9 protein-coding genes and 1 other RNA gene are annotated in these 11,395 nt (G+C 63.6%); 1 reads left to right on the top strand and 9 read right to left on the bottom strand.

The window, feature by feature from the left end:
- Positions 1-3 precede the first annotated feature (3 nt).
- The 9 genes from murD to rnpB form a co-directional block, all read right to left on the bottom strand.
- Entirely contained in the window at positions 4-1,350 is a 1,347-nt protein-coding gene (gene murD, locus GLS_RS00910) for a UDP-N-acetylmuramoyl-L-alanine--D-glutamate ligase (protein ID WP_041110605.1), read from the bottom strand.
- On the bottom strand, positions 1,347-2,438 hold the full coding sequence (gene mraY / locus GLS_RS00905; protein ID WP_011251751.1) for a phospho-N-acetylmuramoyl-pentapeptide-transferase: 1,092 nt from the start codon (positions 2,436-2,438) through the stop codon (positions 1,347-1,349). The genes murD and mraY overlap by 4 nt, the downstream gene beginning before the upstream one ends.
- Positions 2,438-3,811 (bottom strand): UDP-N-acetylmuramoyl-tripeptide--D-alanyl-D-alanine ligase, encoded by a 1,374-nt coding sequence (locus GLS_RS00900; protein WP_041110603.1) that lies wholly within the window; start codon positions 3,809-3,811, stop codon positions 2,438-2,440. Before GLS_RS00900 ends, mraY begins: the two co-directional genes overlap by 1 nt.
- A complete protein-coding gene (locus GLS_RS00895) occupies positions 3,808-5,268 on the bottom strand; it encodes a UDP-N-acetylmuramoyl-L-alanyl-D-glutamate--2,6-diaminopimelate ligase (protein WP_041110601.1) in 1,461 nt (486 codons plus the stop codon). Before GLS_RS00895 ends, GLS_RS00900 begins: the two co-directional genes overlap by 4 nt.
- A gap of 8 nt (positions 5,269-5,276) precedes the next feature.
- Positions 5,277-7,262: a peptidoglycan D,D-transpeptidase FtsI family protein gene (locus GLS_RS00890; protein WP_041110599.1), complete on the bottom strand. Its 1,986-nt coding sequence runs from the start codon at positions 7,260-7,262 to the stop codon at positions 5,277-5,279.
- An 81-nt stretch (positions 7,263-7,343) separates the two neighbouring features.
- On the bottom strand, positions 7,344-8,135 hold the full coding sequence (ftsL, locus tag GLS_RS00885) for a cell division protein FtsL (protein ID WP_041110597.1): 792 nt from the start codon (positions 8,133-8,135) through the stop codon (positions 7,344-7,346).
- Positions 8,132-9,103 (bottom strand): 16S rRNA (cytosine(1402)-N(4))-methyltransferase RsmH, encoded by a 972-nt coding sequence (gene rsmH / locus GLS_RS00880; RefSeq protein ID WP_041110596.1) that lies wholly within the window; start codon positions 9,101-9,103, stop codon positions 8,132-8,134. The genes ftsL and rsmH overlap by 4 nt, the downstream gene beginning before the upstream one ends.
- Positions 9,100-9,594: a division/cell wall cluster transcriptional repressor MraZ gene (gene mraZ / locus GLS_RS00875; protein WP_011251745.1), complete on the bottom strand. Its 495-nt coding sequence runs from the start codon at positions 9,592-9,594 to the stop codon at positions 9,100-9,102. Before mraZ ends, rsmH begins: the two co-directional genes overlap by 4 nt.
- A gap of 290 nt (positions 9,595-9,884) precedes the next feature.
- An RNA gene (gene rnpB, locus GLS_RS13015) (RNase P RNA component class A) lies at positions 9,885-10,303 on the bottom strand.
- Between the two features lie 75 nt (positions 10,304-10,378).
- On the opposite strand from rnpB, the gene GLS_RS00870 reads away from it, so the two are divergent.
- Positions 10,379-11,374: an alpha/beta hydrolase gene (locus tag GLS_RS00870; protein ID WP_041110595.1), complete on the top strand. Its 996-nt coding sequence runs from the start codon at positions 10,379-10,381 to the stop codon at positions 11,372-11,374.
- Positions 11,375-11,395: the final 21 nt, after the last annotated feature.

Here is an 11,395-nt window from a genome sequence, read left to right as displayed (position 1 = left end):
GTGTCAATCCTCCTGTTTCTGCGTGGGGTTGGTGCCCGAATGGCCTGATTTTACGATATTATCGCAAATCTGAAGGAAGTGTGAACCTCGATCCTCGAAACTGCGAAATTGATCAAAACTTGCACAGGCCGGTGACAGCAGGACGACGGGAATGTTTTCGTCGAGAGCGGCTTCGAACGCTGCCGGAACAGCCTTTTCCAGCGTTCCGCACTGCTGAAAGGGTACGCCATGCGTTTCCAGTGTTGCGGCCAGAACGTTCGCATCCTGTCCGATCAGAAAAACCTGTGCGATGTGCCCGAAAAAGGGCGCGAGGCTTTCGATACCGCCGGCTTTTGCAACGCCGCCCGCAATCCACATGACTTTGTCGTAGGCGGCGAGAGCCTTGGAGACGGCCTCGGCGTTCGTGGCCTTGCTGTCGTTGATGAAAGAGACGCCATCGTATTCCGCCACTTTCTGCAGGCGATGCTCCAGGCCGGGGAATGATTTCAGGCCGGTCCGGATTGCCGCCTCATCAAGGCCGAGATGGCTCGCGATGACCAGGGCCGCGCCGACATTCTGGGCATTATGCCGTCCGGGAAGAGCCGGGCCGTCGTAAGGTGGCAGGGCGTCTGCGTCCAGTTCAACGACCTGTACGCCGCGTGATGCGACCTGTGAGGCGATGGCGCGGCACCAGTCATCATCCATACCGATCACGGCCAGATCGTCCGGGCCCATATTATCGAAGACATGCGCTTTGGCGGCGGCATAGCCCGCCATGTCGCCATGCCGGTCCAGATGGTCGGGGGTCAGGTTCAGCAGGCAGGCGGCGTTCGCGTGGAAGCGATCCAGCCGTTCGAGCATGTAGGACGACATTTCGATGACGTAGACGCCGTCATCGGGCAGGAGCGGCAATGCCAGCGATGCCGTGCCCAGATTGCCACCCGCCGCGCAGGGACGTCCGGCCGTCGTAAAAAGATGGGCGATCAGCGCCGTCGTCGTCGATTTTCCGTTCGTTCCGGTGACGGCGATGAACGCGGCTTTTGAGCCAGACTTACGGACGGCGCGATACAGGATCTCGGCATCGGACAGGATCTGGATCCCCTGTGCCCGGGCGAGGTCCGCGACGGGATGGACCTTGGGGAGCAGATGAGGAATGCCGGGGGACAAAATCAGGGCTGTCATGCCGGACAGGTCGGTCAGAGGAGCAACCGTCAGGTTCGGCTGCGCGGGAAGATCGGCATTGCGGTCATCCCAGGCCTGAACCTCTGCGCCCATCCCGAGCAGCGCCTGCACAACGGCTGTGCCATTGCGCCCCAGACCGCAGACGGCATAACGCTCGCCTGCGAGGAGGTCGGACGGAAAGCCGCTCATCGCAGTTTCAGCGTCGCCAGACCGCACAGGCCCAGCACGATGGAGACGATCCAGAACCGGATCACGATTTTCGGCTCCTGCCATCCCTTTTTCTCAAAGTGGTGGTGCAGCGGTGCCATCAGGAACACGCGCCGGCCCGTCCGCTTGAACCAGAAGATCTGGATCACGACCGACAGGGTTTCGGCAACGAAAACGCCGCCCACGATGCACAGGACGAGTTCATGCTTGGTGGCGACGGCCACGGCTCCGAGAGCCCCGCCGAGGGACAGGGAGCCGGTATCGCCCATGAAGACGGCGGCTGGCGGAGCGTTGAACCACAGGAATCCGAGGCCTGCGCCGATCAGGGCCGCGCAGAACACTGCGAGTTCGCCCGTACCCGGAACGGGATGGAGCTGCAGGTAATCGGCGAAGACGTGATTGCCGACCAGATAGGAGATCAGGGCGAAGACCAGTGCCGCGATCACGACTGGGACGATAGCCAGACCGTCAAGGCCGTCCGTGAAGTTCACGGCGTTGCCGAAGCCCGTGATGGTGATCATCGCAAAGATCGGGAAGGCATAGCCCAGCGGAAGGAGCACATCCTTGACGAACGGAAAGGCGACCATATTGCGCAGTTCCGGCGGCGTCAGGGACTGGAGCCAGATGCCGGCGATCAGCGACGCCAGAAACTCGCAGCCCAGCCGGGTGCGCTTGGACACGCCGGTCGTGTTGCGTTTGGAGAGCTTCAGGTAATCATCGGCAAAACCGACGGCCCCAAAGGCTGCCGTCGTCAGCATGACCGCCCAGACAAACCCGTTTGTCAGGTCTGCCCAGAGCAGCGTGGCGGAGAACAGCGCAATCAGGATCAGCATCCCGCCCATCGTGGGGGTGCCAGCCTTTTCCAGAATGTGCCGTTCGGGGCCGACGGTGCGGATCGGCTGGCCTTCGCGCTGGATGCGCTTGAGCTGCGCGATGAAGGGGTTGCCCAGTGCCAGGGAGATGACCAGCGCCGTCAGGCAGGCGCAGCCCGAACGGAACGTCAGGTAATGGAACAGGTTGAAGAACCCGCCATGGGACGTGTCATGGGCGGCGATGAGATTGAAAAGCATCAGGCAGAAACCGGGCTGGAAGCGTTGTCGAGGACTGAGATCACGTCACGCATCCGGCTGCCGAAGCTGCCTTTCACGAGCAGGAGATCACCGGGGCGAAGGGCTTTGAGGAGCAGCGGAGCCAGAGACGCGGCATCAGCGGCGTATCCTCCCTGAAGCTCCGATGGGAGCGCATCATAGAGTGCGCGCATATGGGGGCCGCAGCAGAAGGCGATGGCTTTGGCGTTCTGAACGGCGTCTGCGAGCGAACGGTGTTCGGCATCGGCGAAGGTGCCGAGTTCGCGGATGTCCCCGAGGGCCGCGATGTGCCGCTGGGCCGGAAGCAGCGCGAGGGTTGCCAGTGCCGCGCGGACGCTGGGCGTGGACGCATTATAGCTTTCGTCCAGAAGGCGCACGTCGTTCAGGATCGTGCGCATCTGTCCACGTCCTGCACCCGGCACGAAGTTCTGGAGTGCGGTGGCTGCGACAGCGACGTCTTCGCCAAGGGCCGCAACTGCGCCGAGGGCCAGAGCGGCATTGCGGGCGAGATGCTCTCCCGGCGCCGTCAGCGTCACATTTTGGATGCCAGATGGCAGATGTAGCGCAAAATGGCTGCCTTCTGCCGAGCAGTACAGATTTTCGATCTGGAGCTGTGCCGTCTCGGAGAAGCCCGAACGCCACAGGGCACATCCTGCGGGTAGGGCTGTCTGGAAATGCTCCTGACCGGCTGCGTCGTCGGGGACGATGGCGGTCCCCTTGTCCGCAAGCGCGCCGAACAGGTCGGATTTTTCCTGCGCAATCGCCTCGATGCTGCCCATATGGCCGAGATGTGCTGTGCCGATCGTGGTGATGATAGCCACATCGGGCCGGACCTGAGCAGCGAGAGGAGCAATTTCCCCGATATGGTTCATGCCGATTTCGCTGATGCAGAACCGGGCGTCCTGCGGCAGCCGGGCCAGCGTCAGGGGCACGCCCCAGTGATTGTTGTAGGAGGCGACCGCAGCGTGCGTCGGGCCGATGGCGGACAGTGCGACTTTCAGCATGTCCTTGGTCGTCGTCTTGCCGACACTTCCGGTGATGGCGATGACTTTTCCGCGAAAGCGCGTGCGCGCATAACGGCCCAGATCCACAAGGGCAGTCATGGTGTCAGGGACGATCAGGAGACGCGGATCGTCCAGACCAGCCGTGTCATGCACAAGGGCGCAGGCTGCGCCCTTCTCCAGAGCCTGCTGCACATGGGCGTGACCGTCGCTCGTCTCGCCTCGCAGCGCGATGAAGAGGTCGCCCGGGGCCAGCGTTCGGGTGTCGATTGAGATGCCTGTGACTTGAACGTCCGCGTTCAGTGTTCCGCCTGTCGCGGCCCGAAGGTCCGCACTGTTCCACAGAACGCTCATGCCACACCTGCCAGTTCACGAATAACGAGACGGTCATCGAAGGGAAGAATTTCCGTGCCAACGATCTGACCCTGCTCATGTCCCTTGCCGGCCACGACAAGGATATCGCCGGGCTTCAGGGCCTCAAGTCCCGCTGCGATGGCGCTGCGACGATCCGCGATTTCGAGCGCGTCCGGACAAGCAGCCTTAATTTCGGAGCGGATGGAAGCGGGCTCTTCCGTGCGGGGATTGTCGTCCGTCACGATCGCCAGATCAGCCATCCGCGCAGCAACGGCCCCCATGAGCGGGCGCTTGCCGCGGTCACGGTCCCCACCCGCGCCGAAGACCACGACCAGACGCCCTGCCGTATGCGGTCGCAGGCTGGAGAGGACGCAGTCGAGCGCATCGGGGGTGTGGGCATAATCGACATAGGCGGCAGCACCGTTGGGCAATGCAACAGCCCGCTCGCACCGGCCGTGTACACCCGTCAGGCGCGGCAGAAGGGCTACAACCTGCCGGGCATCGGCGTCATCTTTCCAGCACATGGCTGCTGCCAGCATCACGTTGTCGGCCTGGAAGCGCCCGGGAAGCGAAAGGGAGATTTCGGGCAGTTCCTCACCATGCAGTGCGAGACGCAGGATCTGCCCTGACGGCGTGGGACGGGCTTCGATCAGTCGCAGCGTGGTGCCATTGCGCCCGACGCTGCGGAGTTTCAGGCTCCGACGGGCTGCAATGTTCTGAAGAGCCGAAAACGTCTCGCTGTCCATGTCTGCATTGACCGCCGCGATGCCCCCCGTGGGAAGCACCTCATCAAACAGGCGCAATTTTGCCGTGCGATAGGCTTCCAGCGTCAGGTGATAATCGAGATGGTCGCGCGTCAGATTGGAGAAACCTGCCGCCGTCAAAGTGACGCCGTCCAGCCGATGCTGCTCCAGTCCGTGCGACGAGGCTTCGAGGGCGACATGCTCCACGCCGTTGCGGGCCAGCGCGGCCAGGGTCTGGGACAGCGATACGGGGTCCGGCGTCGTCAGGCTTGGCGGAGCCGGGACATCCGTATCGGAAATGAGACCCAGCGTTCCAAGGCTTGCCGCCCGGTTTCCCTGAAGGATCCAGAGCTGGCGCAGGAAATCGGCCGTGCTGCTTTTGCCGTTCGTCCCCGTGATCGCCGCGATGCAGGAGGGCTGCGGACCGGCAAGTGCGGACGCCATGCAGGCGAGCAGATGCTTGGCATCGGGCCGTACGATCACGGGAACTGCGCTATCCGGGTGCGCGGTTTCCTGATCCACGATCACGGCTGGGGCCCCCTGCGATACGGCCTGCGGGATGAAGGCGCTTCCGTCCTGTTTTGCGCCGCGCAGGGCAAAGAAGAGCGTCCCCGGGCCGGCCCGGCGGCTGTCGGCGGTCACGGCCAGAATGTCGGGATCGTCTGTCAGGGACTGCGACGTGCCGCAAAGGGCGAAGAGCTGGGAGAGGCGCATCAAACGGTTCAGTGCTGTGTTCGGGAGGTCGGGGTCTTGGAGGCATGGGCCTGATTGCGCGGATCGCCTGGATCGTTGCCGGGGCCAAGGGCACGGTATCCGGGGGGAACGGGCGGGTTCATCGGAATGGCCAGCGACGCGTCAATCGCATCCTTGTTCGCCAGATCGGGGAACTGGTTCAGGATCGGGCCGACACGCGAAATGATCTTCTTGACGGTCGGCGCGGCGTTCCAGGCAGCCGTCGTCCAGCCATGCGTCGCGGCCGTGCCCTGCGGGCTGTCGAGCATCACATAGACGGCGTAATGCGGGTTGTTCATCGGGAACACGCTGGTGAAGGCCGAGACGTTGACGTGCTTCAGGTAGCCGCCATGCGCGCCGATCTTTTCTGCCGTGCCGGTCTTGCCGCCGACATAATAGCCCGGCACTTCGGCGGATTTGCCGCTGCCCATCGTGACGTCGAGGCGCAGCAGTTTACGCAGAAGCGCTGAGGTCTGCTCGGACAGGACGCGCGTACCCACCGGCGTTTCGGCTCCGATCTCGTCACTGTCAGCGCCCGGCCGATAGGCTACGGGTCGGACCTGGGCCGCATCGGCGTCCGGTGCCGGTTTGCTGTCGTCCTCGGTATCGCGTGCCACGAGGGTCGGCTTGAGCAGGATACCACCGTTCACGGTCGCTGCCGTGCCGCGCACGATGGCCAGCGGCGGTTCGGCAACACCGTGACCGAACCCGACCGTCATGACCGTGGAAATGCCCCAGTTGCGCGAGGCGGGAACGAGCGGGCGACCGGCTTCGGGCAGTTCGACCGGAACACGGTTGAAAAAGCCCATGTTCCGCAGCCAGTCCTGCTGACGTGTCGCGCCGACATCAAGCGCGATATGCGCCGCTGCCGGGTTGGACGAATAGGCCAGAACGCCGGGCAGGGAGAGCCAGGGAGCGAAATGGTCGGTCTTCATGTCGCGGATGGTGAAGCGGCCGACCTTGATGGGAATGGTCGAGAAGCGGTCCCACAGATGGACGATCCCGAGTTGCAGGCCCATTGCCGCCGTCTGAAGCTTGAAGGTCGAACCCGGTTCGTACATGCCGGTAACGGCCCGGTTGAAGCGGGCGTCGTTGGGCGCGTGGCCAAAATCGTTGGCGTCGTAATCGGGCAGGCTGACCATGGCCAGGATCTCGCCCGTGCGGACGTCCATGACGATGGCGCTGGCACCGATCGCCGAGAACTCGTCCTTCGCCGCCTGAAGCTCGTCATGCGCCACGGTCTGCACGCGCACGTCCAGCGACAGGCGCAGCGGTGTGCGGTCGGAGTTCAGGCGCTTGTCGAAATACCGCTCCACGCCTGCAATGCCGTGATCGTCGATATCGACGCTGCCCATGATCTGCGCGGCCGTGCGGCCCAGCGGATAATGGCGGCGTTCGCCTGCTTCGAAATAAATGCCCGGAATGCCCAGATTGTTGATGGCGATTTCCTGAACAGGCGAAATGTCGCGCGCCAGATAGACGAACTGCTTTTTCAGCGACAGGCGGCGGATCGTCTCGTCCCGGTCGAGCTGCGGCAGGACCTTGCGGAGCTTGTCGGCGGCATCCGCCGGGTCAATCAGCTCCATCGGGTTGGCATAGACCTGCGCGACAGGCAGCGAGAGCGCCAGAACCTGACCCGTGCGATCGGTAATGGTCGCGCGCTTGACGGTTGGCAGAACGAAATCGCCCGACATTTCCCCGCGCGGATCGCTCTTGGGGATTTCCGGAACCTGAGGCGCGATCTGGCGCTTTTCCGGCTCCATCGGCATCAGGACGGTGGCGACGGTCGCCTTGAGCGCCACGGCGCCATAAATCGCGAGAAATCCCATCCCGACGCCGAGCAGGCGTCCGTGCATCTGGTCAAGATTCAGCCTGCGGAACCCCCGCGGCGTGCCGCCCCGCCGGAAACGCCCTGACGGCACATCCGGACGCTCGGGGCGCTGTGAACCGGAAGAAGGTGGCACGTCCTGGGGCATCGTGCGGGGGTGCGTCCTGTTGAAGGGCTCGCCCTAAGCTATCCGAGAATGCTGAACGAGCGGTTAACGATGAGAAGGCTTTCAGTTAGCCAACGGCACCGGCGCGGGCAATGCGTCATTCGCATTTCCCAGAGCGGAAAGTTGTGTGTGATGCGTGCGGGGCTGTTCTTCGGCCACGCGGGTCGAGGCTGCGCTGTGGCTGACATGCACGGTCTGGGGGTGCCAGGCGGCAACCATGAGCGGGGCAGGGTGGCTCTCACGATAGTTGACCAGCCGGACACTGGGCGCGCTGTCGGCATGGGCGTGAACCGGCCCCGAAACTGTGCGCGGCGCAGCAGACGCGATCTGCATATCCGCGCTGCGGGCATGGGAGACATGCGCAGGGGCGGCGGCCGGCTTCGGTGCCGCAGCGGGATGTGATGCCATGGCGACAGCCACCGGACGCGGAGCCGGCGTCGGCTGGGCGGGGGCAGGAGCATGTACGACAGCCTGCGGAGCGGGCAGGGGCAGGTGAGCGGCTTCGGCAGCGCGGTTCACGACCTCATGCAGTCCCTCGCGCGGATCGGCCGGCTGCGCCTTCGAGCCCGGAGCGGGAAGGCGTGCTTCGAGCGAGGCCATACGGATGAACTGGTCCGGCTCCATCGGATGCAGGGCGGGAACAAAGCGGGCCGCCAGGGTTTTCAGGCGGTCCGGCTGGTTCAGCAGGGCCCATTCCGTGCGCAGCATGGCGGTCTGGCCGCGCACGCGCTGCGTCTCCTGCACGATCTTGGTGATCTTCTGGTCCAGAACCGTGGTCTCATGCTTCTTGGTATAGAGAAACAGGCCGGATCCTGCGGCGAGGACAGCGCAGGCGACGGTGAAGGGCCGGATCATGAGGGCATTCCTGAGACGGGCATCTTGGGGGCGGGGTTGCGAACCAGGGCACGCAGGCGGGCGCTGCGGGCGCGGGGGTTTTCCCGGGATTCCTCATCCGTGGCGGAGAGGGGACGGGAATAAAGAAGGGAAAAAGCCGGTGCTTCCTGACGGAGCGGCGCCGGTTCGTAACGGGAAGGATTTCCCGTCCGGCCTGCAAGGACGGCCATGGCACGTTTCGCCAGGCGATCTTCCAGGGAATGGAATGTTACGACAACGAAAATGCCGCCGGGAGCCAGAAGGCGCGGCGCGGCTTCCAGCGCCCGCTCCAGTTCGCCCAGCTCGTCGTTCACGGCAATCCGCAGCCCCTGGAAGCTGCGGGTGGCCGGATCGATATTGGCGCGGTCGCGGGGGACGCAGCAGCGGATGATATGCGCGAGCTGGCCGGTCGTCGTGATCGGGGCCTCGGCGCGGGCAGCCACGATGGCGCGCGCAATGCGGCGGGAGAGCTTTTCCTCGCCGTAGCGGTAAAGGATGTCCGCGAGCTCCGCTTCCTTGCACGTATTGACCAGATCAGCCGCCGAGGGGCCATCCGAGCCCATCCGCATGTCCAGCGGGCCGTCATTGCGGAACGAGAAACCACGCTCGGCCTGGTCGATCTGAAAGGACGAGACGCCCAGATCCAGAACGATGCCGTCGAACGGTCCTTCTGCTCCGACAAGGGTTTCCATGTCGCCGAACGTGCCTTGATGCATCCGAAGCCGTCCGTTGGCCTGAACGGCCATGGCGTTTCCGCGCTCGATGGCGGCAGGGTCGCGGTCGATCGCATCAAGTGTGCAGTCGGCCGCATTCAGGATGGCGCGGGCATAGCCGCCGCCACCGAACGTGCCGTCCAGATAGCGTCCGCCAGCGCGCGGGGAGAGCGCTTCGAGAACCTCGTGCAGCATGACCGGAACATGGCCGGAATGGACCAGGGTGATCGCGTTCATTCCGCTGCTCCCGCTGTGTTGCCGGCGGCTGGCGCGCTGGCGGGGCGGCGGCTGGTTGCGAGGGTTCTGGCACGGCTGCGGGCGGCCTGACGCCGTTCTGCCGCAGCTTCGGGGTTCCAGATCTGGAATGTGCGGCCAAGCCCCATGAAGGAGACTTCGTCGGTCAGGGCTGCGTGGGTGCGCAGGTTTTCGGGAAGAATGATGCGGCCTTCCTTGTCGCTGTCCAGCGGATAGGCGTCCGCATAGAGGCTGGCGGCCAGATCTTCATGATCTTCCGAAAAGGGATCGTATTCGTCGAGCGGTGTCGCAAGTGACGCGAAAGCGCCGACTGTCCAGCCTTCGATGCAGGGATGGAGATGGGACGGACGCAGGATGACCAGTGGATCTCCCGGCTGGGCCTGTGATTTCAGGGCGGCGCGGAAAGATGCGGGAATGGAGACACGTCCCTTGGCATCGAAACGGTTCTGATGCGTGCCGAGGAACATGCTCATGGATGATGTGCCTCCTTCCTGCGTCAGAACCGGTCATGCGGTTGCTGGTTATTTGGCTTGGTCTTGACTGGGATATCATGGGATTTCATGGGACGTCAAACAGATATCGTCCGAAAACCGCAGAAAACTGCGACATTTTCAAAATCTGAAATGTGACGGAATTTTTTGCTTTTTGTTAGGGATTATCAGGGATAATCGCACAGGCGGATCTATACCTGCCGTTATTTGTTCTGTTTTTGTTCTTCTTCGGGAAGGGGAACAATTACTGGGAAGAACAGATTTTTCCAAAGGGTGCCAGACGGCCTGTAAGCCGGGTTCTGTCCGCCCGAAGGCGGGACGATCATTCCTCTGGGACCTGCATTGCTGCAGGCCTCACGCAACCAACCCGAACGACGGGGCGAGAAACCCCCGGTTTCCTTGCGGAAACCTGCCGTTCCTATTCGGTCTTGCTCCCGGTAGGGTTTACCATGACCATCGCCGTTGCCGGAGATGCGGTGCGCTCTTGCCGCACCGTTTCGCCCTTACCCGCAACATGTTCCCCCGCGAATGAACGCATGAGGCACAGTCCGGCGGGCGGTCTGTTTTCTGTGGCACTGTCCCTGGGGTCGCCCCCGCCGGCAATTAACCGGTACCGTCTTCCCATGGAGCCCGGACTTTCCTCCCTGTATGCGATCCTCATCGCACACACAGCGATCGTCCAGCCGTCTGGCGGCGCAGACACTGCTCCGGGACGCCTGCGGGGTCAAGGGCAGACTTTTGGGCGTGACCCCGGCATAATGGTGAAATGCGCCCGACCCTGACATTACGGATCTTCCTGTCCTGGCTGGCCTGGCAGAGCCGCAGACGTGGCGTTACGCCGCGTATGATCGCCCTGGACGAGATCCCGCCCATTCCCGCCGCGCCACCCGCCGCACCGATCCTGAAGCAGATCCGGCGTGTCACGGGGCGCCCGAGTTTTCCTGTGGCCCTGTCCTCGCTGCGGATCCGCCGATGGCGTGAGATCCGTGTGCCCGGAGCCGATGGCTTCCGCACCGCGCGCCTTTACCGGCCGCGCGGAAAAGTCCGGGGGGTCGTTCTCTTTCTGCACGGTGGCGGATTCGTTCATTGCGATCTGGTCTCCCATCACGGGATCTGCTGCCGTCTTGCGGCTGCGTCCGGCGCGATGGTGGTTTCGCTGGATTACCGTCTCGCGCCCGAGCACCGCTTTCCGGCAGGGCTGGAGGATGCCAAGGCGGCGCTGGACTGGATTTTCCGGACCGTTGACGAGGATGTGCCAGTCGCGGTTGCGGGAGACAGTGCAGGGGGCAACATGTCCGCGGCGCTCACGCAATGGGTGCGGGAAAAGGGTCTTCGCCCCCTGAGCGCACAGCTTCTTTATTACCCGGCTCTGAGCGGTCCGTTCGTTCCGCCTTCACGTCAGGCCTATGCCGAGGGCTACATGCTGAGTGCGGAACTTCTGTACTGGTATTGCGGCCAGACGCTGCGCAGCCCCGAGCAGCTTTTCGATCCGGCATTTTCGCCCCTTCTGGCGGAGGACTTCCAGGACCTTCCGCCGGCCATGATCGTGACCGCGGGTTTTGATCCGCTCAGGGGAGAGGGCGAACTCTATGCCCGGTGCCTCGATGAGGCAGGCGTGCCGGTTCGGCTGAAGAACTTTCCGCGCATGATTCATGGTTTCCTGAATGGCTATGCGCTGTTCCGGGACGGACGTCAGGCGTTGCGGGAAGGGGGGATGTTCCTGCGCGAAGTCTTTGCACAGAAAAACGGCGGAGCCTGCTGACAGGCTCCGCCTTCTTGAAGT

The organism is Gluconobacter oxydans DSM 3504, assembly GCF_000583855.1.
GTDB lineage: Bacteria > Pseudomonadota > Alphaproteobacteria > Acetobacterales > Acetobacteraceae > Gluconobacter > Gluconobacter oxydans.
Note: the sequence above shows the minus strand (reverse complement) of the source record. Positions and strands in the feature narration are given on the sequence as shown.